The 25,554-nt window shown below is 55.8% G+C and carries 18 protein-coding genes and 1 riboswitch; of the genes, 9 read left to right on the top strand and 9 right to left on the bottom strand.

From position 1 onward, the window contains the following. The first annotated feature begins 9 nt into the window (after positions 1-9). From KF752_17585 to KF752_17575, 3 genes are all read left to right on the top strand, one after another. Complete coding sequence (locus tag KF752_17585) at positions 10-1,743, top strand: dihydroxy-acid dehydratase (GenBank protein MBX3423373.1); 1,734 nt, start codon at positions 10-12, stop codon at positions 1,741-1,743. Positions 1,744-1,903: 160 nt separating this feature from the next. Continuing rightward, entirely contained in the window at positions 1,904-2,764 is an 861-nt protein-coding gene (locus KF752_17580; GenBank protein ID MBX3423372.1) for a dihydrodipicolinate synthase family protein, read from the top strand. Positions 2,765-3,248: 484 nt separating this feature from the next. Continuing rightward, positions 3,249-4,160 carry a glycosyltransferase family 2 protein gene (locus KF752_17575; GenBank protein MBX3423371.1) on the top strand — a complete coding sequence of 304 codons (912 nt, stop codon included), beginning with the start codon at positions 3,249-3,251 and terminating at the stop codon, positions 4,158-4,160. A 174-nt stretch (positions 4,161-4,334) separates the two neighbouring features. On the opposite strand, the gene KF752_17570 is transcribed toward KF752_17575, so the two are convergent. From KF752_17570 to KF752_17550, 5 genes are all read right to left on the bottom strand, one after another. Next, positions 4,335-5,891 carry a sulfatase gene (locus KF752_17570; protein ID MBX3423370.1) on the bottom strand — a complete coding sequence of 519 codons (1,557 nt, stop codon included), beginning with the start codon at positions 5,889-5,891 and terminating at the stop codon, positions 4,335-4,337. A gap of 160 nt (positions 5,892-6,051) precedes the next feature. Beyond that, a complete protein-coding gene (locus tag KF752_17565) occupies positions 6,052-7,446 on the bottom strand; it encodes a DUF1501 domain-containing protein (protein MBX3423369.1) in 1,395 nt (464 codons plus the stop codon). Between the two features lie 79 nt (positions 7,447-7,525). Then, complete coding sequence (locus tag KF752_17560; protein MBX3423368.1) at positions 7,526-10,561, bottom strand: PSD1 domain-containing protein; 3,036 nt, start codon at positions 10,559-10,561, stop codon at positions 7,526-7,528. A gap of 167 nt (positions 10,562-10,728) precedes the next feature. Next, positions 10,729-11,703, bottom strand: coding sequence for an HD domain-containing protein (locus KF752_17555; GenBank protein MBX3423367.1), 975 nt, complete (start codon positions 11,701-11,703; stop codon positions 10,729-10,731). A 172-nt stretch (positions 11,704-11,875) separates the two neighbouring features. Further along, positions 11,876-12,577 carry a nitroreductase family protein gene (locus KF752_17550; GenBank protein MBX3423366.1) on the bottom strand — a complete coding sequence of 234 codons (702 nt, stop codon included), beginning with the start codon at positions 12,575-12,577 and terminating at the stop codon, positions 11,876-11,878. Between the two features lie 513 nt (positions 12,578-13,090). Between KF752_17550 and KF752_17545 the strand changes: the two genes are divergently transcribed. The 5 genes from KF752_17545 to KF752_17525 all read left to right on the top strand — a co-directional run bounded on the left by KF752_17545 (position 13,091) and on the right by KF752_17525 (position 20,162). Further along, positions 13,091-14,878: a DEAD/DEAH box helicase gene (locus tag KF752_17545; GenBank protein MBX3423365.1), complete on the top strand. Its 1,788-nt coding sequence runs from the start codon at positions 13,091-13,093 to the stop codon at positions 14,876-14,878. Between the two features lie 214 nt (positions 14,879-15,092). Further along, complete coding sequence (locus tag KF752_17540; GenBank protein ID MBX3423364.1) at positions 15,093-16,082, top strand: 1-acyl-sn-glycerol-3-phosphate acyltransferase; 990 nt, start codon at positions 15,093-15,095, stop codon at positions 16,080-16,082. 347 nt (positions 16,083-16,429) lie between these two features. Further along, positions 16,430-17,809: a hypothetical protein gene (locus KF752_17535; protein ID MBX3423363.1), complete on the top strand. Its 1,380-nt coding sequence runs from the start codon at positions 16,430-16,432 to the stop codon at positions 17,807-17,809. Between the two features lie 185 nt (positions 17,810-17,994). After that, positions 17,995-19,044 (top strand): succinylglutamate desuccinylase/aspartoacylase family protein, encoded by a 1,050-nt coding sequence (locus tag KF752_17530; GenBank protein MBX3423362.1) that lies wholly within the window; start codon positions 17,995-17,997, stop codon positions 19,042-19,044. Next, the gene (locus tag KF752_17525) at positions 19,041-20,162 is read left to right on the top strand and encodes a mandelate racemase/muconate lactonizing enzyme family protein (GenBank protein MBX3423361.1); all 1,122 of its coding nucleotides are present in this window, start codon (positions 19,041-19,043) and stop codon (positions 20,160-20,162) included. The genes KF752_17530 and KF752_17525 overlap by 4 nt, the downstream gene beginning before the upstream one ends. 46 nt (positions 20,163-20,208) lie before the next feature. Here the strand turns inward: KF752_17525 and KF752_17520 are convergent, their stop codons facing one another. From KF752_17520 to KF752_17505, 4 genes are read right to left on the bottom strand one after another with little or no spacing between them, the layout of a single operon-like run. Beyond that, positions 20,209-21,126: a haloalkane dehalogenase gene (locus KF752_17520; GenBank protein ID MBX3423360.1), complete on the bottom strand. Its 918-nt coding sequence runs from the start codon at positions 21,124-21,126 to the stop codon at positions 20,209-20,211. Between the two features lie 27 nt (positions 21,127-21,153). After that, entirely contained in the window at positions 21,154-22,227 is a 1,074-nt protein-coding gene (locus KF752_17515; GenBank protein MBX3423359.1) for a Gfo/Idh/MocA family oxidoreductase, read from the bottom strand. A 7-nt stretch (positions 22,228-22,234) separates the two neighbouring features. Next, on the bottom strand, positions 22,235-23,581 hold the full coding sequence (locus KF752_17510) for a DUF4465 domain-containing protein (GenBank protein MBX3423358.1): 1,347 nt from the start codon (positions 23,579-23,581) through the stop codon (positions 22,235-22,237). 48 nt (positions 23,582-23,629) lie between these two features. After that, positions 23,630-24,571: a DUF1559 domain-containing protein gene (locus KF752_17505; protein MBX3423357.1), complete on the bottom strand. Its 942-nt coding sequence runs from the start codon at positions 24,569-24,571 to the stop codon at positions 23,630-23,632. A gap of 66 nt (positions 24,572-24,637) precedes the next feature. After that, a riboswitch (cobalamin riboswitch) is annotated at positions 24,638-24,887 on the bottom strand. A gap of 225 nt (positions 24,888-25,112) precedes the next feature. On the opposite strand from KF752_17505, the gene KF752_17500 reads away from it, so the two are divergent. Then, positions 25,113-25,424 (top strand): hypothetical protein, encoded by a 312-nt coding sequence (locus tag KF752_17500; protein ID MBX3423356.1) that lies wholly within the window; start codon positions 25,113-25,115, stop codon positions 25,422-25,424. Positions 25,425-25,554 lie beyond the last annotated feature (130 nt).

Below are 25,554 nucleotides of genomic sequence, written 5' to 3'. Positions count from 1 at the left end.
TGGTTCAGTATGGCAGCACCAAACCAGAGAGAACCCAGTCAACTGCGATCGGCGCGGTGGTTTGCACCAGATGATTTGCGCAGCTTTGGGCATCGGTCGCGACTGAAGGGGTTGGGGCTGGACGACCACGATTATCGTGATCGCCCGATCATTGGCATTTTGAATACGTGGAGCGATCTGAATACTTGCCATGGGCACTTTCCGCAGCGCGTGCAGGAGGTCAAGCGCGGCGTGCTGCAGGCGGGTGGGTATCCCGTCGAGATTCCTGTGGTCAGCTTGGGCGAGATGTTGATGAAGCCCACGACTATGCTCTATCGCAACCTGTTGGCTCTGGAAACAGAAGAAGTGCTGCGCAGCCATCCCATCGATGCGGCGGTGCTGATGGGGGGATGTGACAAGACAGTGCCGGGCCTGTTGATGGGCGCATTTTCCGCCGATCTACCGGCGATCTTTCTGCCGGCCGGACCGATGCTCAAGGCACGCTGGAAAGATCAAACTTTGGGCAGCGGTTCGGATGCTTGGAAGTTTTGGAATGAACGGCGAGCCGGACAAGTGGCCGACTGCGATTGGTTCCAGATGGAAAATTGCATCGCCCGTTCTAACGGCACCTGCATGACGATGGGCACCGCGTCGACGATGGCCTCGGTGGCCGAAGCGCTCGGCCTGACCTTGCCGATGGCCAGCTCAATACCCGCCGTCGTGGCTGAGCATAGTCGCTTGGCGGTTGCCAGCGGTCGGCGGGCTGTGGAGATGGCTTGGGAAGGCCTGAGGCCCAGTCGTGTGCTAACTCAAGCTTCATTCAATAACGCGATTATCACGCAATTAGCCATCGGAGGTTCGACAAACGCCATAGTACACTTGATCGCTATGGCGGGTCGAGCCGGTTGTCGGGTGACACTGGATGATTTTGATCGCTGGTCACGCAAGGTGCCGGTCTTAGCCGACTTGCGCCCCGCCGGACGCTATCTGATGGAAGATTTTTACAATGCCGGAGGTTTAGCGGCGTTGTTGAGTCGCCTGACAGATCTGGTCGACACAAGTTGCCGCACAGTATCAGGCAAGACGTTGATAGAGCAGATAGCTAATGCCGAAGTCATTGATAACGACGTGATCCGCCCGCGTGACAATCCGTTGTCGGCTAGCGGAGGAACTTATGTGCTGCGCGGTAATCTGGCACCGCGGGGCTGCGTTATCAAACCGATAGCCGCCGATTCTCGTTTGCTCAAGCATCGTGGGCCAGCTTTGGTATTTGATAACTATGCACAGATGAAGGAGCGCATCAATCAACCGGATCTGCCGGTCACGGCTGATACGGTGCTGGTGCTACGGTCAGCCGGTCCACTGGGCGCACCTGGATTTCCGGAATGGGGTATGTTGCCAATACCCGATAAACTGCTGCGAGCCGGCGTCCGCGACATGCTGCGCATTTCCGATGCGCGTATGAGTGGCACCAGTTACGGTACGTGTGTCTTGCATGTGTCGCCCGAGTCGCACTTGGGCGGACCGCTAGCCGCTGTGCGCGACGGCGACCTCATTGAACTGGACGTTGATCGGCGACAACTGAATCTGTTAGTCGATGAGTCAGAGCTGGCCGCGCGGCTCGGTCGTTGGCAGGCGCCCGTAGCAGCAGCTAAACGTGGCTACCAGTGGCTGTTCGCGCGGCATGTGACCCAAGCCGATGAAGGCTGTGATTTCGACTTTCTGTCCGGTCGCAGTCCTGGTCAGGAACCCGATATTTTTTGAAGCTTGAGCCGTCAGTTTGTCGAGCGGTCAATAAAAACGGATGCCACCGTCGCAAAACAGGTAGCTACAAGTCTTAACCAGAATCAAAGTACCCTGAGTCATGCAAACCAATCCCATTTCCGCAGCTCGATTGTCAGCCAGTGTGATTGCCGTACCTCCGCTGGCACGCGACAGGGCGGGCAAAATCTGTCGGTCCGAAAACCAACGCATGATTCGTTATTTGGAACAGGCAGGCATAACGACCTTGTTGTATGGTGGAAATGCAGTGCTGTATCACATCCGGCCCAGCGAGTACGCCAAGTTCTTAACCATGTTGGTTGAACTAGCGGCGGCAGAGACCTTAGTCGTGCCGGCGGTTGGACCGGCTTACGGCACGATGATGGATCAGGCTGAAATTCTCAAAGATTATGATTTCCCGACCGCCATGGTCCTGCCTCAAAAAGAGCTTAGCGACGAGCGTGGTATCGAAACAGGAATTCGCCAGTTTGTCCAGTCTGTCGGTCGCCCCGTGGTAGTGTACTTGAAGCACGATGGCTGGTTGTCACCATCGACACTTGGCAGGCTCTATCGCGACGGCTTGCTATCATGGATCAAGTATGCTGTAGTACGAGAGCATCCAGAAAACGATGGTTACCTGAGCGAGATTTTGGAAAATGTGCCCTCAAATTTGATTGTCAGCGGAATGGGCGAGCAGCCGGCCATCGTTCACCTACGCCGATTTGGCCTGGTCAGTTTCACCAGCGGCTGCGTGTGTGTGGCTCCGCGATTATCGCTGAACATGTTACGGAAGTTACAGGCGGGGGATGACGCAGGTGCCGAACTGATTCGCAGGCAGTTCGCGGAACTTGAAGAACTGCGCAATCGCATTCATCCAATCACCGTGTTACATCAGGCGGTGACCAGCGCCGGGATCTCCGACACAGGTCCGGTGCAACCGCTGCTCGGTGAACTCCCGCCAGATCGGCTCGATGAAATAGCTGCTGCCACCGGTTGTTTGCTAGCAATTGAGCAACGACAGTAGGCTCTCACCATCACATACCCAAGCGTAATCGAGGGATGAGTAGTAGTCCGTCGCTAACGCGTTTAGACGTGAAGCTTTTTGGGTCAGGAGGGCAGACAATTCCTATGCCGAGCCCTGGTGGTAATACACACCTCCGAAGGGAGGAATCAAATCCAACGGAGCTCTGAAGCAACCGGCAAGAAAAAATGACTTGACCCGTCGGGACACAATATCAGCAAAATACTTCGCCTGTCAGCTGGTGAACTGACCCCATCTCGTGCCTGAGGGACGATTCTGCTCATTCCACACCACATTTGCTACCAACAACTCATCCCTACAGGACTATGAAATTCGCCCTCACAACTTGACTAATCTGCCTGACTGTCGCATCCGCCGTTTTAATTGATTTTGGCTGGCAGACCAGCCGATGTCTCCATTTGTGCCAGTTCTGCAGAGAAGCAGGACGGCTAGCGATGCGCTGCCTCAGCTCAGGGGATGAACATCCGTGTTACGTCTATCGATTATTGTACCGCATCAACACAACGACAGCGATCTCGAGAATACGATCCTTTCGGCGCTGGAACATCGGCCCAAGGATTGCGAGATCATTCTGGTCCATGACGGCAGCTACTCTGACCCGTATCAACTGGGTGATGAACTGCTGTTGTTGCATGAGGAAGCTGACAATCCCGTTGCGCTGTTAAACGCTGGTCTAGCGGTAGCTCGCTCGCCGATAATTTGCGTGCTGAGCGGTGGTGTCACGGTTCAGTCTGATGATTGGGCCGAACAAGCCTGCCAGCGTCTGACCAGCAAGTCAAATTCTGCCAATGAACCGGCTAGTTTGGCCGTCGGCATTGCCACCACCGCGACTCAGTGTAGCTACGGATTGCGAATGGACGCGGTTAACAGTGGCAGTGTGTTGCGTTCAGGAGATTATCGGCAACGACACGTGGGACTAACCTGTGGGCCCGAGCTGACGTGCGGCTTCTATTTGCGCCGGATGCTGCTGGCTGTCGGCGGTTGGAACGAATCGGTCCAGTGGGCCAATGCGGATGTCGAATTGGCGCTACTGATGAACCGACTGGGGATTCCTAGTCAGTTGCTCGAAGGCGATTGTGTGAAACAATCGCAGGCGACCAGTAAGCGAACAGCTGCGAACATCAAGCAGCTGGCAGAACTTGCGGTCGCTTACGGGCTACAAGCCTCAGGAGCCGGCGCTGCTGCTGTAGACTTCCTGCGCGGTTGCTTGACAGGGAACTTCTCAGGTTCACTCGCCTGGGCCAGAGGTACACTGTCGGCCGATGCAAATCTTCATATACAGCAGCGCATTAAGTCTGCCAGCGACCGTTGGCAACAACTGCAACAGCCAACACCTGTTCGACACGCAATCGGTGATCTAGTTCGCCGGGCAGCGTAAGCCGTACAAGCAGCCTTAACCGCCAGCGTAGGCGTTGCATAGAACGTTTTGGGTGAATGCATCTTTCCGTAGCCACGGTCGCCTGAACCGTGGATTTGCACCGGCGATTCCAGTAGTATCCACCTCTGGCGAGCGTGGCAGCCGGAGTGCGATCAGTTCTAGTTTAGGCTGGCTTTATTCAGGAATTGGATCCGCTCGAGAGATCGCAGCGCCCTCCCAGACTGCCGTATCTGAATCGGCATCATAGGTCAAAATGCGGTGAGCGCTGCCGGAAGCAGGAGGACGATCGATGGTCGGAAGCCACCTACGATGTTGAGCGATCAGCTCGGCATATTGAGATTGCCCCACCACGTTATGCCACTCGCGTGGATCGGTGCGATAGTCGTAGAATTCTTCGCTGCCATCAGCATAGCGAATCAAGCGGTAATGCTGGCTACGAATACCGTGATTGCCTTGGTTGTGTGAAGTGATAGCCGGGCGCGTGCGGACAGCATGCGGATCGCGCAGTTGGTCAACCAGACTCAAACCTTCCAAGTCTTGTCGGGCGGTCAGCCCACATAGCTCGACCAACGAAGGATAGACGTCTAGTAGTTCCACCGGTTGGTCGCAGCGAGCCCCAGCCGTGATTCCTGGGCCAGCGAAAATCAGCGGCACACGCGTGCTGCGATCCCACAAAGAATTTTTACCGGTGATTCCCTTTTCGCCCAGATGCCAGCCATGATCGCTCCACAGGACGACGATCGTTCGATCGGCAAGACCGGCTTGCTCCAGCGCATCCAATACGCGGCCAATTTGCGCGTCAACAAAGCTGACGCAGGCCAGATAACTGCGTACCAAATTAATCCACTGGTCACGCTCTTGCAGCCATTTCAAACGCGGTTCTGGCAAATGCCAGTGCGTGTACCAGGAGAATCGTGGCGTATCATCGCGATCGCTACTGAACACCTCAGGCAGAACGGACTGATCGTTGGGATATAAATCAAACCATGGCTGTGTAGCATAACACGGTACATGCGGCAGAAAAAATCCCGCAGAGAAGAGCAGCGGTCGGTCCTTGGGAGCCTTTAGAATACGTTCGACGGCCCAACTGGCGACTTGGTAATCACCTTTATCCTTGTCCTCATGTGCGAATACGCCCCAATCCATCAAGGGATTGTTGCCCATGGGGGTAGGCCCAACCAGCTTGGACGGCGGACGCGCGCCAATGCCACCTGCCGAGCCGGTAATCATGAAATCGGGCTGCGGAGTACCAGCCGATCGCGCATTTCCAGGTAGCGGCCCTGCGCTGACGCCGCTGTGAAATATTTTGCCCACACCATAGGTGGTGTAGCCGTGCGTTCCAAAATACTGTGGCAGCGTCGGTAGTTCGGCAAATTCCGGAAGTGCTCGCGGAGAAGGAGACAATCCATAAATGCCAGTTGTGGTAGGTCTGAGACCAAACAGCAGGCTGGCACGCGATGAATTGCACAAGGGCGAATTGCAATGTGCGTTGGTGAACGTTGTGCCGCGCCTGGCCAAGCGATCCAGATTAGGCGTCTTGACCAGCGCATGACCACCCAGCGGCCCGCACCAATCGTTCAGATCATCGACGGCGATAAACAGTACGTGGGGGCGACGGGTTTCACCGTCACTGGCCTGAGCGCTCCGAGGCGCGGCTACCACCAAGAAGATGAAGGCGCCGTGAATCAAGTGCACACACTTGATACCGGCCACAAGCAAAGTTCTACGCATCGTCAGTAACCCGCTTCTCAAGTTTGGTATTGCCACTAGTTTTGCACCAGTCCCACACGCTCCAGTCTTTCAATCGAGCCACAGGGGTACTCAGGATCAAGCGATCTGATTCCACTATCGTACGCAGGCATCAGCCACTCATTATCTGGATTGCAGCCTGCTAACTCAGCACCTGTTGGATGACATGACCATGCACATCGGTCAGGCGGCGATCGATGCCGTTATGACGTACGGTCAGTTGTAAATGATCGATGCCCAACAGGTACAAAATGGTGGCATGCAGATCGTGACACCAGGTTTTGTTTTCGACAGCTTGATAGCCCCAGTCGTCGCTGGCTCCGTGAGCCACGCCGGGGCGAATGCCGGCGCCCCAGAGCCAAGTGACAAAGCTACCACCGTTGTGGTCGCGCCCCTGACTGCCTTGCGCAAACGGGGTGCGACCAAACTCGGTAGTCCAGACAACGAGTGTGTCATCGTCCAATCCGCGATTTTTCAGGTCTCTCAGCAGTGCGGCGATCGGGCGATCGACGCTGGCAGCCATCGGTGGCAATTCGTTCTGGATGTTACCGTGATTATCCCAGTTGTTTACTGCGCCTTGCGGGCCACTCCACACCTGTACAAACCGCACCCCCCGCTCGATCAACCGGCGCGCCAGCAGACAGCGCCGACCAAAATCCTGTGTGACCGCGTCGTGTAGTCCGTAGTTGCGCGCACTCAGCTCGGTTTCTTGCGACAAGTCAAAGGCTTCGGGTGCGGACAACTGCATCTTGGCCGCTAATTCATAACTGGCTACGCGTGCATCCAAATGTGTGTCGCCTGTCGTGCTAGCGCCGTAATTGGCGTTTAGGCGTCGCAGCAGCTGTATGCCGTCATGATCCGCCGAAGCCGTGGCATACGAGTAGCGTGAACGGTCGGCAAACAGATCGGCGATGGGCGGTTGGGCACCGGCGTCGATTACCAGACCCTCGTGAAGGCTCGGCAAAAACCCAGCGCTAAAACACCCCTTTTGGTTGTAGGGCAAACCGCGCGCATCGGGTAGCACCACAAACGTCGGCAAATTGTCTGTCAGATTCCCCAAGGCATAGGACACCCAGGCTCCTAAACACGGAAATCCCGGCAGCAGAAAGCCACTATTCATCATGTAAGTACCCGGACCATGCACGTTGGTCTTAGTCGTCATGGCCATCAAGAAAGCCATTTCGTCCACCAGCTGGGCCTGTTCGGGAAAGACGCTGCTGACCCAGCGCCCCGATTGTCCATGCTGCTGAAATTTGAAGGGACTTTTCATGATCGCACCGGCCGGCGCTGTAAAACCTTCTGGCTTCTGTTTGGGACCAAGCATTTGGCCATGCAGTCGATCCAGCTCAGGCTTGTAGTCAAACGTATCCATCGGACTGGCACCGCCGGTCATGAACAATTGGATGACTCGTTTGACCTTAGGCTGATGGTGGCTGGCTCCAGTGCTACGGCGAGTATCGCCCACCGACGATTCGGCACGCAACTGCCGATCGAGCAGATCCGACAGCGCCAGGCAGGCAAAGCCTCCGCCACCCATCAACAATTGTCGGCGCGAACCCAGTCTCTCTTGTGACCCATGAGCGGATTGGCTGTGACGCGGTCGATTCATTTGTGACTCAGAGAATGAACAAGAATTCATTGGAGTTAAATAACAGCCGGCACAGTCCAGCTAATCCGTGTCGGCGAGCGTAAGCGACCATGTACGCGGCTTCTGAATCATGCGGCTCACGACCGTAGATATAACGCACGACCTGACGAACTTGCTGGCCAGTTACTAACGCGTCGTTGTCGTGCGATTGCGAGCGGATCTCATCTGACAGGGCTTGGCTGAAGTGCAATACGAAAGGATGATTCATCAGCGTTAAAGCTTGTAGCGGCGAGGCGGATACGCTGCGCGTGGGTGACAATAAACCGAGGTCGGGAAAATCCAAAGCGGCCAGCAGCGGATCGGGAATGCCCCGCCACACGTACCGGTAGATACTGCGGCGATTGGAGCCCGGACTGTTCCAGTCGTATCGCGCATAATCGAGTTTGGGTGTGGCCTGCGGTCCTGGAGACTGTAAGAAATGTTGGTTCGACGGCCCCCCCATGCTCAGATCTAGTTTGCCCGATGCAGACAGCACCCAGTCGCGAAAAGAGTCAGCATCCAAACGCTGACGATTCTGTCGCCACAGCAAGCGGTTGTCAGCATCCAGCCGCGCGGCCTCAACGCGCTGCGCCGAAGACTGCTGGTAGGTTTGGCTGGTCACGATCAGTCGATGCAGCGCCTTGAGTGACCCGCCAGCCTGGTCGCGAAACCACACGGCCAGCCAATCTAGCAGCTCGGGATGGGACGGCAATCCTCCCATCCGCCCCAGATCGCTGGGCGTATCACTCAACCCTCGTCCAAAGTGATAATGCCAGGTGCGATTCACCACGCTGCGCCAGGTGAGCGGATTTTGGGGATGCGCAATCCACTCGGCCAACGCCGCCCGGCGTGTCGATTCGCTGGCCGCTGATTCGGATTCTGTAAACCGGGCCGGCACATGCTGCAAAATCGATAACGCGCCTGGTGCGACCGCCTGAGCCGGTTTGTCGATGTCGCCGCGTCTCAGTAGGTGAACCGTCTTCGGTGCAGTTAGAGACGCTGAAGTGTAGTTGCCGTTGCCTGCTGGAATCTCCACCACTGTGCCCACAGCGTAGACTCGTGCTAGCTCGGGCAAACGCGACAACTGAACATCCGCTTCCTCGGTCACTGCATGCGCGGCCAGCTTCAGTCTCTGTCCGTCGTTGAGCTGGTCGGCGGGCAGCTTCAGAATGCCGGACACGTCGCGGGGCAGGGCGGCTACTGCAGACGTGGGTGCTTGAGTAAATGACAAGCCAAAGAAACCCAGCAGATGCGAGCCCCCGTGCAATTGCCGTAATGAAACAGTCAATTGTGAACCGGCAGGCAACTCTGTGGGTTCAGAGAACTCAAACACGGCGTAATGTGGCTGGCCGACTTCGGGGTGAATGCCCCAAGCGGTCTTCACATCGCCATCGATGGCATGAGAAATATTCCAGTCGGACTGGTTGAAGTCAGCGGTGGCGCGTGCGATCTTCAGCAGCTTGCCTTGGCTACTACCTTGCTCAAACAGCGTCACGGTTACTTCCGATAAATGCAAATTCCCATTTGCACAGCGTCCCGGACCCATCATCGGCAACGACTCGTGCGGCAAGACCTCCAGGCGCATCGCGGAAACGCGCGGCAGGCTAACGCTACCGGTGACCGTGTAGGTATCCGTGTCCGGTGATATCCCACTGGCAAGAATGGCCCGGCTACCGTCGCTGGTGCGCGTCAGAGTAGCTCCCGAGGCAGACACAAAGGAGGTAGCGATAAGTTCTGACCAGACAGCAGGAGTTTGATGCCGTTCTCGCCACACTTCAACCAAGCGCTGCGAATCCTCATTCAATAACACCGACGGATCACGATCTGCCGCCGCATCGCGCAGCCCCGTCCAGTGCCGACGCCGGGCGGCGACGGTGGAATCTGGGTCGTAACGAATGTCGCCTTTGAGAACACCAGAAAAAACGGCTTGCAAAGCGTAGTAGTCTTCCTGTGTAATGGGATCAAACTTGTGTGTGTGACATCGCGCGCAATTGGCGGTGGTGCTGACAAAGGCGGCCATCGTCTGGGTGACCATATCGTCGCGATCCAGGTAGTCGAAAGTTACTGGGCCAGTGCTGTAAGTGCTCAAATCAAATGTGCCGGCACCCAAGAATCCCAGCGCCGGAATCAGGTGAGTCGACTCCGGATAAAAGGCGTCAGCGGCCAATTGCTCGCGAATCAGCCTGCTCCAGACGGTGTCTTGATTCAGTGCGTTGATCAAGTAGTCACGATAAGGCCATGCATGATCGCGTCCAACATCGTGTTCGTAACCATGTGATTCGGCAAAGTGAATTGTGTCCAACCAGTGCCGCGCCCAACGTTCTCCGTAACGTTCGGACATTAACAGTTGATCCACCAGCGCTGCGTACGCTCGTTCACTTGAATCGCTGGCAAATAATTCGATTTCTTCCACCGAGGGAGGCAGCCCGATCAGGTCGTAGTACAGGCGGCGAATTAAATCGTGTGGTCGGGCGCGAGGCGAGGCGACCAGGCCCGCTTCTTGCAACTTGGCACCAATGAAGGCATCGATTGGATGCTGATGCGGTCCAGCGCTTGCGTGGGACTGTGGGACGGGCGGAGCAACCAGTGGTGTAAGCGACCACCACGACAGCGGCTGATCGGTGAGTGGTTCCAGCGTACGATCGTCCCAAGCGCCATCTCGGACCCAGCGAACCAACACTTCAATGTCGGCAGCGCTCAATTTTTGTTCGGGCATCGCCAGCGATGCATCTTGATGTTGGATCGCGCGAATCAGCCAGCTCTCTTCAGGCTTGCCAGGCACGATGGCTGGTCCACGCGTTCCCCCGGACGCCCACCCACTTTTCCAATCCAGCGACAGACCACCCTCCATAGTTTGCGCTTCATGAGAATGGCATGAAAAACAGTTGGAGCGAAGGATCGGTTCAACCTGATTATGAAAGAAGTCGGCCTGTTGCAGGTCCGCTTGTTGAGGCTCAGTGGCGGATTGCTGAGCGATAACGATCGAAGCGCGCAGCGATAGCACAACGATCAGCAGCGACAACACTTGCAGCCTACATGCGCTCGCAAGGCGGAAACATCGAACTATCCGATTTGAACACAAACCAAAGTCCTCGATTGTTCTGCCGGGGTCGCACCACAACCCCGGTACACACAACTGCGGTACATGCGATGGCAGAAACCGCTTAATTCTAATCGACGATCCGCAAGAATTCAGCTTCGACGCAGCGATGGTTTGAAGAGCTTTCGTCCCAGATTCGGGTGGTAAGTTGTCCAATTGCTGTCGGTATTTCGATCGGACTCGATCAATTCGGTGGCCTGATTGATCTTGGCATCCAGGTCGTCCAGGTAGGCTAACACGATGGCTTCCAAAGTCATCGGAACCTTGGGACTGCCGTGTTCCAATTGTCCGTGGTGGCTAATAACCATGTGCTGCAATCGCCAGGCCAGCTCGGCGGGAAACGGCTGGCCGGTCTCGTGTGCCACTTGAGCGATTTTCCGTTCCAGTTCTAAACAACCTTGCACTAGATGACCCAACAACTGTCCTGGATCGGTGTAGGTCAACTCGCCGTCAAATCGCAGCTCCTCAACTTTGCCCAGATCGTGTAAGAACACACCGACCCTCAGCAGTTCGGCGTCCAGTTGCGGATAATGTGGAGCCACCGACTGAGCGACGTGGATCAAATCCAACATGTGCCTCAGCAACCCTCCTTCGTAAGCGTGATGCGTTTTGATGCCGGCCGGCGCGCGCATCAGCAATGTCATCATAGATTGGTCCGCGAAATATGCCTGGACCAAATGTAATAAATGTGGATTGGTTGTTTGTTCCAATATCTCACGCAGCGCCTGCAACAACTGCTGTGACTGGCCTGGTTGCGACTTTTCAAAATCGACGCGATTCACCTTTTCCGGCGGCACACGCTCGAAGTCCTGGACGATAATCTGCAATATGCCATTGTGCAGTTGCGCCATCCCCAGCACGCGCAAGTAATCACCTTTGTGAAAGGTTTCGTAGATGCTTTGCCCAGCGTTCCACCGCAGGCCACTGATCTGGCCGGTGCGATCGAGCAATTGCAGCAGGATGTAGTCGTTCCCCTGACGATTGGAGCGGATTTGTTTGTCAGCGACACGATAGACTTCGTCCACGCTGTCGCGAGCTTGCAGATTGGAAATGAACTGGCGTTGCATGTGGCCAACTTCAGAGAGTATGTTGAGCGGACAAGTGCGGGTATTTTAATCAATCGGTCAGTTACTGTGGGTTGTGGTGTCGCATTCCAACTTGTAGCGCTGGCGCGGTACAGCACGATTTCCCGGGCTAACACAGCGGGTTGCAATAGCAGGCTAGCCACGGCAGCGATGACTAGACCTTGTGCACCACCATCTCCAGCGGCAACCGAAATTGTTCTCCCCACGATGGTTTTGGGCCAGCGCGGCCAACGGCGATAACCATGGCTACTCGGTAAAAACGATTCAGGCCCAGTATCTTGCGAACGCGCGGTTCATCAAAGCCTTCCATCATGCAGGTGTCGTATCCTTGAGCCGTAATGGCCAGCACAAAATTCTCCGCCGCTAGTGCGGCCGACTTAATGGCCACCTCTTCCAATTCTCCACGTAAGCAGGGGCGGCGCATGATGGGACGGATGAGCCCAATCATGGTCACGCCGAGCTTCTTCAACCAACCGATGCAATTAAGTAGGCCCCAGGTGTAAGTCACGGGGATGATCTTGCCGTAATACTGCTGAACAGGCGGTGGTCCTTTTTCGCGCTGAACCCACTCGGCCAGGGGTTGTTTGGAGCGCCGCCACAATTTGGGATTGGCGGTCACGACGATCAGGTGCTGTGCCTTACGCGCCGGGGCTTGATTCATACATGCCGGGATCAATGCTGCCTTAGATTCTGACGACTGCGCCCAGAAAAAATCCCAGGTCTGCACATTGGAAGAATTCGGTGCCCAAATGGCTGCTTCAAGAGCCTGCTCGATCACTTCAGCCGGAACTGGCTCTGAGGTGAAATGTCGCGCACTTCGACGTCGTCGAACAAGCTGAAAAAAATCCACTGCCATCCCCACTTTACCTCAAGGATCTCCAAAACCGGCTGTGACCGCCGGGAACAGCATTATACGGGTCGATTCTGACTCGTCTGATACTGCGGACCGCAATATACCCAACAAATTTAAGGCTATCGCCGGTTCTGAGCTTCGAGTACAATCTGAGCAAATTATGAAAATCGAGCGTGTGTCGAACGGTCAGGGAAAGATCAACGACAAAGGCGCTCCAAGCTTGACCAAACGGTTGATAGCCTCTTGGTTAAGTGCAGTAGAGCGCAATTCATCGCCTTTTTCACTCCGTCTTTGAGAGTGACGTGTCGGGCTTAGGATTGCGACACGAGTCCCCCGTGGATTTTCAGCCAAGGGGAAGTGAATTCAAACGCTTCACAGTAGCGTCAGCGTAATCGTTCCATCGTGATGTGCGACCGATAACAATTCGTCGCCACTTTCGATCGAGCGCCCTGCACATACCACCGGGCGAATCCACATTATGGTTCGCCGAAAATTTTTCCTCAGAATGAGAATCGAATGTCTACGACCATCGAAGAAGCTACGCCAATTCAGTCTCCTGTCGCCATCCAGCAATTCAGCGACTTGGCCTTGCCAGTCGAGATTCAGCTCGCTGTCCAACAGTCAGGATATTTGCAACCTACGCCAGTTCAGGCGGAGATTATTCCGACGATGCTGGCCGGTCGCGATGTGCTGGCGCAGTCGCAAACCGGAAGTGGCAAGACGGCGGCATTTGCGTTGCCCATTTTGAGTCGCCTGCAGCAGGGCCGACGACTTCCGCAGGTTCTCGTGCTGGCCCCCACACGCGAGCTAGCTCAACAGGTCGCTCAAGCCTTCGAAACTTACGGTGCCAACTTGCCTAAGCTGCGCGTGCTTACTATTTACGGCGGGGCTGACTACCAACCGCAGTTGCGAGGACTTAGTCGCGGTGTAGACATCGTTGTTGGTACACCAGGACGAGTCATCGATCACTTGGAGCGTGGAACGCTGAAACTCGACGAACTACAGTGCTTGGTATTGGATGAAGCCGATGAGATGCTCAACATGGGGTTTCAAGAGGATGTCGAGCGGATTCTGAGCAGTGCAGTTCAGCCCAAGCAGATGGCATTGTTTTCGGCCACGATGCCACCCGCCATTCGCGAGATCGCCGACAAGCATCTCAACGACCCGGTGTTGGTAACCATCCGACAAAAGACGTTGACCGCTGAGTCGATCGAGCAGCGCTGTGTGTTCGTGCCTGAACGCAACAAAATGGAGTTGCTGGTACGACTGCTGGAACTAGAGAATACCGATGGGGTAATCGTGTTTACCAAGACCAAAGACACCACGGTTCGCGTTTCCGAACACTTAGGGCGGCTGGGCATCTCGGCAGCTGCTCTCAATGGCGACTTGCCCCAAGCCCGTCGCCAACGCACTGTCGATCAACTCAAGTCGGGACAACTCAACGTGTTGGTCGCCACCGATGTGGCCGCCCGTGGTCTGGATGTGCAGCGCATCAGCCACGTGTTTAACTTTGACCTGCCTCACGACGGTGAGTCTTACGTGCATCGCATTGGTCGCACGGGTCGCGCTGGCCGCGCTGGCGTGGCTTACATTTTTTTGACACCTATCCAGCAGCGTAAGTTGCGCCTGATCGAAAAGGTAACGCGGCAACCCATTCAGATCGTTGATTTCCCGACGGCTCGCCAGATCAACGTCAAGCGCGTTGAACGGTTTAAAAGCGATATCACCGACACCATCGCCAAGCAAGATATTTCTGCCTTTCAAACCCTGGTCACGCAATACGCGCAGGAAACCGGTACCGATCCGCTCATCATTGCAGCGGCGCTGGCCTGTCAGACACGCAGCGGCAGATCGATGTTTGTAAAAGACGCACAGCTCAAGGACTTATCCGCATCCGAAACCGAATCCCGGCCAGGGGCGCGATCACGAAACTTCTCCGACCGAGAAGGCAAGCAGCGGTCCGAACGCTTCCGCAGCCCTCGCGGTTCAGAAGATTCTGATCGGCCCGATCACCGTAGCGGCCCGCGACGCAGAAATAATTCAGGCCGACCAGCACCTGGCATGCAGCGTTATCAACTGGCCGTCGGTCGCAGTGATGGCGTCAAGCCGGGCAACATCGTGGGGGCCATTGCTAACGAGGCAGGGATAGCCGGTTCAGACATTGGTCCAATTGAAATTCGCCCAGCCTATACTACGATAGACTTGCCCGCTGGATTGCCAGAACATGTCGTCAATCTACTGCGACGCACGCGCGTGGCCGGCAAGCAACTCAAAATTCGCCTGTACGCCCCGCCTCGTGCGTAGCGGCAGTTTTATGTAACGATGTTTGGCGCGCAGAGGACGATGAGAGTTTCCAAAAAAATCCCGCAGGTTCAGCCTGCGGGATTGAACGTTTGTAGGATTGAACTTCTGCGGTAATGATTCAGGCTGAGCACTTGGCAGGACTGGTTCAGGCCAAATTGTAAGCCCGCTATGGAATCAATTCTTTTGTTCCAGGAGCCGTCAACTGCTGAGGACTTTGATTCGCGGTCTGCTTGGTCTGCGCTATCGTGTGCAGTTGGATGGTCTGGAGCAATTAAGCGCGCTGCGCGGTCCGACGCTCGTATTGCCCAACCATCCAGCCTATATCGACCCGTTGTTACTCATCGCCCGAGTAGATACCTATCGTCCGCTGCGCCCGCTAGTCTATTCAGGCACCTACCGCATGAAAATGCTGTGGCCGCTGATGAGGCTGACCGACGCGTTTGAGGTTCCCGATTTAACGCTGCCCAGTCGCGAGAACCAGCTTCAGACGCGACAGATGATCGAGCATATTGTGCAGCGACTTCAGGCGGGCGATTGCATACTACTGTATCCCTCCGGACGACTGCAGCGCGGAGATCGCGAAGTCGTCGGAGCGGCATCAGCGGCGTTTGAAGTTATCAGTCGCGTGCCGACAGCCAGCATCGTATTGGTACGAACGCGCGGTCTGTGGGGTAGCCGATTCAGTTGTGCCGCCACTGGTCAGCTACCCGATTTGCCCCGACAAGCCCAACGCGCCGCTTTGTGGACACTGGCAAGCTTGTTTTTCTGGTTACCTCGACGGCATGTCACCGTGCAGTTCCAGGTAATTGAACGTAGCCAATTACCACTGAACGATCGTCGATCGCTGAATGAATTCCTGGAGCGCTGGTACAACGCGGACGGTGGCCAGCCACCCAAGTTTGTGCGCTATCATCGCTGGTTTGGACCGCGACAGGGCAATTACCAGTCTGCCATCCAGCCTACAATTGACCTGACAGCCATCCAGCTACGGACCATCCAGCAAGTCAATCAGATAGTCGAAGAGTTGCTTGGCCGACCGCTAACTCCTAGTGAACAACAGCCAGAAACGGATTTAGAGAGCTTTGGCTTCGATAGTCTAGATCGCGTAGAGCTGACATTGAGAATACAAGAGCAGTTCCAAGTTCGTCAACAGCTCGTTCCTGAAACACTAGGCGGTCTCTGGCGATATGCTGAGTCTCGCTAGCGATCCAGCCAGCATAGTTTTGGGGATAGCATAGTTTTGGGGACCATGCACCTTAACGGGTACTCAAAATTTGGCTGTTGGGCAGTATGCCATCCGACTTGACCGGTGGATGGTTCTGTTTCCTGCTACAACGAGACTAGCCCCCTCCTGAACCCTACTCTCCATTACATGTCACCGAGCTTCTGCGGGATGACGCTTGTCCTCAATGCTCCGCTTCGTTCCGCCAGCCGTCCCGTTGTTAGTTGTCATCGAATGCCATAACCACAGCATTAGTCGGTATACTGTGGTCAGTTCGTGGCCAATCCATCAATACGTCACACTCGAAGCGCGCGGAAGGCCAATTAGATATGCTGACTGCAGGCGTTGCACGCACCGGTTTGACACCATTTTGGGGTGTCGAGCTAACAGGTTGGGGATATTACATTCAGCGTCGCTGGAAGACCGTGCATGATCCGTTATACGCCACGGCTCTGGCGGTGGACGATGGTCGTCAGGCAGCAATCGTCATTACGCTGGATTTGATGGTCATCGATACAGTGTTTACCGAGCGGACGCGGCAGCGAATCGCCGACGAGATACCGGTGTCGCCCAGCGCGATCATGCTGACCTGCTCGCATTCGCACAACGCCCCGGCTGCGGGTGGGCTGCTGGGCGTCGGCCAGTGCGATCCGGTTTACGAAGATTGGGCTAGTCGTCAAGCTGCCACGGCAGCCATTGTGGCTTGGAACAACCGGCAATCGGCGACGATGCGCACGGCGCAAGCTGAAATACACGACTTGACCTACAATCGCACCCGTCCTCACGGCAGCGTGGATCCGCATCTGGTCGTGGCCGCAGTTGATTGCGGCCATGGATCGCCGCTGGCGGTGCTAGTCAATTTCGCAGGGCATCCCACGATCGCGACCGAGAAGCGTCCTTGGGCGGTCAGCCGCGACTTGCCGGGGCAGGTGTGTGACGCCCTTGAGCAAGCGCTGCCTGGCACAACAGCCCTGTACCTGCAGGGCGCTTGCGGTGATGTCAATTTTCTACCGGAGCTGGCCACGGCGCAGAACTGGAGTCAGCCAGCGGGTCGCATCGCTCGGGCCGCGCTGGATGTTCTGCAGCGTGCGCGGCCCATTGACGCCAGTCGGGCGGAGGTGGCGGTATCCAGTCGTTTAGCACGCCTGCCAACACGCCGCTGGACCGAAGCCGAGATTATGCAGGACCGTCAAGAAGCCGAGCGACGGCTGCGTGACCGAGATTTTTCCAAGTGGCGCGAAGACTTCGGCCGAGCGATGACGAATCGACCAGATGATATGGTTCGGCGTCACGGCGGAGACGAACAGCAGGCGGTGCGAGCCATGTGCCGCTTCAAAATGGAGTGGACTGAGTTAATGCTGAAAGATTACCAGCAGCGGCCAGAGTACTTGGACACTGAAGTTCAAGCGGTCCGCATCGGAGACTTGTGCATTGCAGCTAACGCCTCCGAGTTTTTTTCGCCCTTTGCGTTGAACGTTCGTCGATCTGCGGCTGAGCGGTCTACTGGGAATTTGATGTTGGCTTGTTATGCTAATGGCCGCATCGGGTACCTGCCGGATGAATTTGACATCCAGGCTCGATCCTACGCCGGTTATCAGTCACCAAAGTATTGCAATCAATTTCCATTCACTGCCCAGTCTGGACCCGCTATGTGCGCGGCGCTGATCGCGGCCATAGCAGAGTGCGGCGACGATCCGTTAGCGTCGTAGGCAGCTCGCTGAAATTGGTAACAATCCACATCATTCGTAGACTGGGACAAGCAGGGCGGCGCAAGCTGTTCGCTAGAACTTAAGGTAGGCAGAGAGCGAAGTGGTTGGATTGAGTCAAATTAGGTTTGTCCCTGCGCCGGCCCACCACGCCCATCAATCGCCTTAGTTAAGGACGGTTACAGCAATTGAAAGTGATCTTGCCAATGTCGCGAGCCATCGTTCGACCGGATCGACTAGATTTGGATTCACCGGGCCGTCGCGATTATTGGCTGGCGCTCGAGCACGATAGCATCTGGGGCGACCACCTGTTGCCGCTGACAGTCTGGGTTGGCCCGCAGGCCACTGACGGTCAGGGATTAGTCGCCTTTGGTTCCAACCACGGCAACGAATACGAAGGCCCGGTCGCGCTGAAGAAGCTGCTGCGAGAAATTCAAACGCCGGACGTTTTAGGACGCATCATTTTCATTCCGGTGCTCAACCCATCGGCATTCCGCTCAGGGACGCGCGAGAGTCAGTTGGACGACGGCGTAAATATGAATCGCGCCTTTGTGGAGGGGGCTGGCCAGTCGCCGGCACTGTCAGGCATTACCCATCGCATTGCGGCCTTCGTGAGAGAGTACATTTGGCCGCGAGTTCACGTAGTGATCGACTTGCATTCAGGAGGGGATGTCGCTCGATTCGCTTTGTGCGCAAACTATCATCACGTCGATGATCCACAACAAGCGGCATTGATCGAAGAGACCGCGCGCTGGTTCGGCACCCCAGCTTTGATGGTCTATCAGAATATGACGCCTGGATTGTTGCCCAGTGAAGCGGAGAGCTTGGGCAAGATCACGGTTGGCACCGAGCTGGGGTGGGGTAGGGCGGTCAATGTCGACGGAGTGCGCTATGGCCGGCAAGGCGTGTTGGCGGCAGCCATTCATCATGGACAGTTGCGTGGCTCAATCGAAAAGATCGACCATCATCGCGCTGGCACACAGCGCAAGCTGGAAATGGTCGATCGTGACTGTTTCGGCGTCGCTCCCTTTGATGGCCATTACGAACCGCTGGTCGAGTGTGGTAGTCGATTACAGCGAGGTGATATCGTCGGGCTGTTGCACGATTTTGATCATATCGACATGCCTCCGTTTGAAATGCGCGCCGGAGTCGATGGCATTCTGCTGGCTCAGGCTTGGGTCGCTACCGTGCGCAAGGGGCAACATATCGTGGTCGTTGGCAAGGAGTTACTGAATTGAAGATTACTGAAGTTGTTTGTCAAATTCTGCGAATCAAGAATGTCGAGGCCAAAACGGCCAGCAGTCAGGATTCGATCCTGGTGCGCGTCCGCACCGACAGCGGGCTGGAGGGCATTGGCGAAGCCGATTCCTCGCCCGAAATGGTTAAAGCGGCCATTGATGCACCTTTTAGTCACAACGTGGCCACGGGCTTGCGCGGCATTTTGATTGGCGAAAATCCTCTGGAGACCGAGCGGTTGTGGCAGAAGATGTATCGCCGCACGATGTATTGCGGTCGCCGCAGCGTGATGATTACCGCCATGTCCGCCATCGACATGGCGCTGTGGGATCTGAAAGGCAAACATTTCGGTCAGCCCATTCATCGACTGCTGGGCGGCAAGCAGCATGACAAGATACTGGCCTACGCTTCGATCTTGTTTGGTCGAGACGGACAAGAGACGGCGGATATAGGTCGCCGCTGGCGCCAGGCCGGTTATCGGGCTGTGAAATTTGGCTGGGAGCCGATGGGCAGCAGCGAGGCTGTTGATCGAGACTTAGTCGCCGGCGCGCGCCGCGGGCTGGGCGACGATGCAACCTTGTTGATTGATGCGGGCTGTGTGTGGGACGCGCGGACGGCTTTACAGCGGGCGCATGCCTTCGAGCAGCACAACATCGGTTGGTTGGAAGAGCCGCTGCATCCGGACGACTACGAAGGCTACCGCTGGCTGCGCGATCGTTCGCCAGTGCCCATCGCTGCCGGCGAAGAAGAGTGTGGACGGCAATCATTCCGACCGCTGATCGACGGGCGTTGTTTGGATGTCTATCAAGTCGATCTATCGCGCAACGGCTTTACCGACTCCGCCTATATTCGCCAGCGGGTAGAAGAGATCGGTGCGCGGCTGTGCAATCACTGTTACACCAGTCCCGTAACCGTGGCTGCTAGTCTGCACTGGCTCAGTACCTGCCGCGATGCATTCTTGTTTGAGGACTGCGTGGAAGATTCGCCGTTACGCCATGAACTGACTCACGAGCGCGTGCAGGCCGAAGACGGCTGGATTACCGTCCCCGACAGACCGGGTCTGGGTGTGACGCTCAACGAGGATTTTATCCGCTCGACGCTGGTAACTCAGTCGACTTGATTGCTCAAGGCACATGTCGCTTTTGGGAGAATTGCCGAATTACAAATCAGACGACCTTAGGATAACGAGGCAGCGGATTTCGGTCGATGAACTCCAGGATGTGCTCAGCGATTTCCTGACCGGCGTCTTCCTGTAAAAAATGGCTTGCGCCGCGAATGGTGATTTCCGGTTGAGATTTGGCGGCAGGCATCAGCTTGCGGAAGAAGCGATCGCCGCCAGCGGTGATTGGATCGGAATCAGAAAACATGATCTGCACCGGCTTAGTCCACTGCGCCATGGCCTGCCGCGTTCTGCGCATGCCTTCTGAGCCGGGATCATCTGGAGTGATCGGCACCAGCAACGGAAATTGTGCTGCACCGGCCTTGTAGCTGGCGTCGGGAAACGGAGCTTCATAGGCTGCGATCACAGACTCAGCTAAGGCCGAGCCTTGGACTAGCGTCCGCCGCAAAATGAAACCGACGGGCATGTCGGGCTGACGTGCCGCGAAGTCACGCCATTTCAAAAAGGCTTCACCTGGAGGCTCATCGCCGGTCGGCAGCCAGGTGTTCATGATGACCAGTCGCGCAAAACGCTCTTGGTTCTCGGCAGCAATGCGCAGGCCAATCAGTCCACCCCAATCCTGGCACACCAGCGTGATGTCGCGCAAATCCAATTGCTCGATCAGCCCGGTCAGCTTGTCGACGTGCATTTGAAACGAATAGTCGCTGCGATCAGCGTACTTGTCGGATCGCCCAAAACCCACCATATCGGGCGCGACCACGCGGTGGCTAGCCGACAAAGTTGGAATCATCTTGCGATACAAATAGCACCAAGTCGGCTCTCCGTGCAGGCAAAGTACGGTCTGGCCTTGCCCCTGATCGATATAGTGCATTCGCGTGTCACCGACTTGAACGTACCGCGGCGAGTACGAAAAGCCGGGCAGATCAGAGAATCTTTCATCGGGAGTACGCAACACAGCGACCATTGTGGGTCTCCTTTCTGAACAACTGAGCTAGCTCGTCTGGCAAGCCGCCAACACACTTCGCTGCACGGCCAAGTCGTGCTGGTACGAGTAGTCAGGTCGCTTGTGGCCTCGCAAGATTTGAACCATGTCGGCAGCATCGCCAACGTAACGACTATATTTTGGGAACGTTACCTCTTGATAGCCGGCACGATAATTGCCGCGTGGTTGATCCAAGGCAATGCGCGCGGCGGGGTCGTCCAAGGGTTGAATATGAAATGTGCCGCGAGTGCCACAAACCACCAGATGCCGGCGAGCAAACCCTTCTACTTCAACTGCCGCGGATTTGATACTTGCAATGGCGTGTGGATATTCCAGCACCGCCAAGGCGTTATCGACCAAATGGTCGGCCTGGCCAGCGGTGGGCCGTGCATAGCCGGTGATCCGTTGCGGCTCGCCCAACAGGCCGACTACCAAATCCATCAAATGGCAGCCCAACTCGAACATCATGCCACCTGCGTACTGAGCTAATTCACGGCGATCGGCAGGGCCAAGTACTTTGCTCATCACTGCGTGTAACTCAAACACCTCGCCCAACCAGCCGTCGCGCAAGAATTGTCGCAGTAACTCGATGGCTGGATTATAGCGATACATGTAACCCATCTGCACAAGCAAGTTTTTCTGTTCGGCAGCAGCCAGGATGCGTTCAAATTGTGACAGCGACTGGCCGGCGGGCTTGTCCAAATGAATGTGCTTGCCGGCAGCGATACAGGCTTCGGCGACATCCAAGCTGTCGCGCGGTGTGGTTTCAATCAGCACAGCATCTAAATCGGGCTGTGACAACAGTTGCTCCTGAGTCATCCAGTTCAAATCGCGGAAGGCGGATTGCTTTTCCGCGCGACTTCGCAACTGAGCATCCGGCTCGACGATCCCCACGACTTCATAGTCAGCGGCCGCACGATACACCGCCAATTTGTTGGCGTGACCGTGAGCCACGCCGATTTGCCCGATGCGAATCTTAGAACTGCGAGGCTCAAAAGCTCGCAGCGTCGAATTCATCAAGCTACCTCCGATCGCGGCGGTAGCCACGAAACTTCGTCGCGTAAACGTGTTGTTAGTTGACATAGGACTATCAGGGAACTGTTAAATTGGAAAGTTGGCTACTGATATGGGCTCGCATCGCTGAGATATCAGCAAAAGCAAGCACCCCATTCTTGTCGATGTCCGTTGCTCCGTTGGCGAAGACCGTCAAACCAATTGACTCGCGAATAAACGAGATATCGGCAAATGAGACCGTGTACACACCGCTGGCCGGCCCGGTCGTTTCGCCGCGCAAGTGGCCGATGTAGTAGACCGCGTCTTGAGCTAAACCGGTGTTTGAGTTGGCAAGCACCGTGACCTGCAGCCATCGATTTTCGATTATCTGATTCGGCCATTGTAGCAGGGCGCGATCAAAACTTGTAATTTCCGACACACTGACAGTGGGGAATACCGGCACGCTCGGCCAGCTTTCAGGGGGATTCAGGGCTAGATCGAACGCACCTTGAGGGCTCATCTTGAACATAAAATCGCTGACAGTCAGTCCACTGGGGTCAGGCAAGCGATCAAAATCAAACACCAGCCCATTGATGCCGTGAATGGTATTGATCAGGTTTTCTAGCCCCAATGTCTGTGCCTGCGGGCCGGATGGAGCTAACGTTTTGCTGGTATCCAATGCATCCCAAGGTCCAGATGATGGCCCGCTCCATGCCGAGTGATATACAAAGCTGTTGACAATGGTCGTGGGCGGATCTGCGGGGTGAATGATCAGGTCGTCTAGAGCTAAATATGCGGGTGTGTTGAGGCCCCAGATGGGATCGTTATCTGTACCGGCCATTTCAATTGTCATGCGATCAGATTGCAATCCCGAGAGATCAACATCGATCCACTCGTCCAGCGTCGACAGCGAAGCGGTAAACGTCGCTAGGTCAATCCAGTCGGTGGCTGCTCCGGTGGGCGTGTCGTCCGCGTTCAAGGCCAAGAAGCGGACTCGCAAATAGTCGTTCGGGCCAAACTGGCTCGCCTGATACAAACCATAGCGCACAGTGTAGTCGACCAGGGCAGCGTTGGTGATTTTGACAGAGCCAAACCGAGTATTTGCTGGCGCAATTAGAATGATTTCACCTGGCACGGCAGCCAGTACGGTCAACCACTGCTCCGAGCCCCCAGCTCCTCCAATTGTCACTGTGGTGTCATCGCCATTGGCCCAATAAAAAATCGGATCCGTGAGTGATCGCTTGCGAGATACCGCGTAGTTCGGCCCCCATGGTAAGGTGGTCTCAAAACTGACGTGTTCGAGGTCCGGCCAGTAGATGTACTGGTCAGATGGCAGATTGTATTGCTCGAAATCCAAGACGATTTCAGCAGCCCTGAGTGGCTCAGCCAGCCAGGTCAGCATGAAAGCGCAACACAACCAGTACAGGCGAAATCTAGTTAGCAAGGGACGTTCCTTATCTAGTGGATCGGTGCTTGTCAAATCACATAAAAATTAATCGAGACTAACGCTTTCACCGCCAGCCCGAGATAAGATGGCGGCTAGAGTCTGGAGATCGACATCGTTTGAAACCAGTCGGGTCGAACCATCGGCAAATGAAAAGGCACAAACGCCGGCGTGGTAGCTATGAAACTCCTGGCCAAAGTCGCAGAAATTGCCAACTCGGCTTTTAAACGTGGGGTGACAGGGAGCCCACCGCGACCCCGCAACTGCCCGTGCATTTAACGGGGTGGATTGATCAAGCACATTCTTGTGACCAATCCAGATCGAATGCAGGCCTTCGGGCGCTTCACCGACCATCACTGTATGCGACAATCCATCGGTGATCTCGCGAGCAGCGATATCAACATCCATGCCTAACATCAGCGTTCCGCGCCCACCGCCACCTGGGACATAATGATTCTGGCAGTTGGTCAGTGGATAGCAGCGCAACCCACGCTCGCCGTAGTTGCCGGCGTAGTCGGTGCGCGCGAATCGCTCGACAGCGTTGGGCGTGTCGCCGTTGGGCCGCAGCATGTCTTGTTTGGGAGCGGACGGGCACAGGTAGATTGCTAGTGGTGTTTGTCCTAGCTCTCGATTGGGTGATTGCAGATACGTCAGGTTCAAATCGAACTGGTCATAGATGATCGACTGTTCGATATAGGGCAAAATCGCAGTGCCCCATGAGATGCGCGTGCGCGGGGCCAGGTGGGTTGACGTGAAGTTCGTGGTTCCTGCGCCGCCTTTGGGATAGCGACCGAAGCTACTTTCGTGGTTAGCCAGGCCGAGGCCGATTTGCTTCAAATGGTTCATGCACTGCAGGCGGCGAGCAGCCTCGCGGGCGGCCTGTATGGCTGGTAGCAGCAAGCCGACGAGCACGCCGATGATGGCGATTACCACCAGCAGTTCCACCAGGGTGAAACCACGGTGCGCGCGAGCGCTCGAGGTGCTGACCATAAACGGAGTTCCCGTAGGAGCATGGTTAAATACTATCGCGACGCGGCGCCTCAACCCAAGAAGGCGATTCTCGTCATGGCATTTGGTAGGTCTTCTGACTTGTCGTCGTAGGAATCGCTCGCAGCCTTCTCATCTGATGCAACAGACAATGGCACTTCAAGAAGAATCTAGAAGAAGCGTTCCATAGGCCTTCGCGCGGGACGCGGAGACCTGACGACTTACAGCGGCTGGGCCGTCCCGGAATTTCACCGGAGTTCCCTGTTCATTTCGTACCGGCACAAGGCCGGTCGAAATCACCAAACACTGCTCTCATCCAAGCTAACTTGCGCTATGCACCTGACTCTGGTTGAGGATGGCAGGAAACTAGCTGGGGTTGGCTCGAATTGTGATAGCCGTCAGACTATCGTGACCGTGAGCGTTTGTAAACCCCCGGGCTGTCCGCCGAAACGCAGAGAATTCGGATAAATCTGAGGCTTTAGCGGTGAGCATGGAACAAACATTCTTTACTTGCTGCAGGCAGCGGCTTACGATTAACCACAAGATGATTCATCAGAATTCTTTGACCGCACTCCTGTTGTTGGTTTTGGCGATGCAGCCTTTGCTGCTGCAATCGCGACAGGTGTTCGTCGGTCAATCGCACCTGGCCGCGTCAGCGGAACCGGTTGGGGAATCAAGCGAAAGCGAGAAGGCCGGTTGCGAGCCGTCTTTCCTGGATGCGGCCAATATTCAGCGGCTCGATCTGAGTCTTGACAACCAAATAGCTGTCTGTCTGGCTTTGCTACCGGACGTTCCAGCTATCGGCGATTTGGCGACCTGCATTCATTTGCGTGGCCCACCTTCACGAGCGCTGTAGTTCCAACAGACCGCTGCGCTGATGGTTTAATCGGCACATGGCGGTTTCTGCTGCTCCACGCAGGGGCGCGTTTGCCAAACGAAATGCACATCCGGTAACCCCCGTACATTTTGTTTAGCCCCAAATCGTA

Source organism: Pirellulaceae bacterium (genome assembly GCA_019636385.1).
Classification (GTDB): Bacteria; Planctomycetota; Planctomycetia; order Pirellulales; family Pirellulaceae; genus Aureliella.
The sequence above is the reverse complement of the archived record's forward strand: the minus strand, read 5'-3'. Positions and strand labels throughout refer to the sequence as shown.

Excerpts from the sequence above, each read along its gene's own strand:
- KF752_17520 (MBX3423360.1), bottom strand. The coding sequence starts at position 21,126 with ATGGTCGCTGTGTTGCGTACTCCCGATGAAAGATTCTCTGATCTGCCC.
- KF752_17585 (MBX3423373.1), top strand. The coding sequence starts at position 10 with ATGGCAGCACCAAACCAGAGAGAACCCAGTCAACTGCGATCGGCGCGG.
- KF752_17555 (MBX3423367.1), bottom strand. The coding sequence starts at position 11,703 with ATGCAACGCCAGTTCATTTCCAATCTGCAAGCTCGCGACAGCGTGGAC.
- KF752_17535 (MBX3423363.1), top strand. The coding sequence starts at position 16,430 with ATGCTGACTGCAGGCGTTGCACGCACCGGTTTGACACCATTTTGGGGT.
- KF752_17515 (MBX3423359.1), bottom strand. The coding sequence starts at position 22,227 with ATGTCAACTAACAACACGTTTACGCGACGAAGTTTCGTGGCTACCGCC.
- KF752_17550 (MBX3423366.1), bottom strand. The coding sequence starts at position 12,577 with ATGGCAGTGGATTTTTTTCAGCTTGTTCGACGACGTCGAAGTGCGCGA.
- KF752_17545 (MBX3423365.1), top strand. The coding sequence starts at position 13,091 with ATGTCTACGACCATCGAAGAAGCTACGCCAATTCAGTCTCCTGTCGCC.
- KF752_17565 (MBX3423369.1), bottom strand. The coding sequence starts at position 7,446 with ATGGGTGGCGGAGGCTTTGCCTGCCTGGCGCTGTCGGATCTGCTCGAT.
- KF752_17505 (MBX3423357.1), bottom strand. The coding sequence starts at position 24,571 with ATGGTCAGCACCTCGAGCGCTCGCGCGCACCGTGGTTTCACCCTGGTG.
- KF752_17500 (MBX3423356.1), top strand. The coding sequence starts at position 25,113 with ATGATTCATCAGAATTCTTTGACCGCACTCCTGTTGTTGGTTTTGGCG.
- KF752_17570 (MBX3423370.1), bottom strand. The coding sequence starts at position 5,891 with ATGCGTAGAACTTTGCTTGTGGCCGGTATCAAGTGTGTGCACTTGATT.